At 64.4% G+C, this 270-nt stretch carries 1 protein-coding gene; it reads right to left on the bottom strand.

The genetic code is table 11. The features are described 5' to 3' along the window. Window positions 1-26: 26 nt before the first annotated feature. On the bottom strand, window positions 27-270 hold a 244-nt coding region (locus tag SB754_RS20465; RefSeq protein WP_410784195.1), incomplete at its 5' end, for a hypothetical protein.

Genomic DNA, 270 nt, shown 5'->3' with positions numbered 1-270 from the left:
CCGGGGATTCGGCCCTTGAAAGGGATTTACGTGTTGGTTTCTGGAAAATTCAGTACTGCAGCCGTCCTCCTGTCGGCAGCTGCCCTCACTCTCACCGCCTGCGGCAGCGACAGTGCAACGGCTCCCGCCGGCGGCACCCAGTCCTCCTCCTCATCGGAAAGCACCGTCACCGGAACCCTGTCCGGCGCCGGAGCCTCCTCCCAGGATTCCGCCATGCAGGCTTGGATTGCCGGGTTCGGCGAAGCGAACCCGGGAGCATCCGTGCAGTAC

The sequence above is a fragment of the Leifsonia sp. SIMBA_070 genome, assembly GCF_046534635.1.
GTDB lineage: Bacteria > Actinomycetota > Actinomycetes > Actinomycetales > Microbacteriaceae > Leifsonia.
This window is presented reverse-complemented; position numbering and strand designations above follow the sequence as displayed.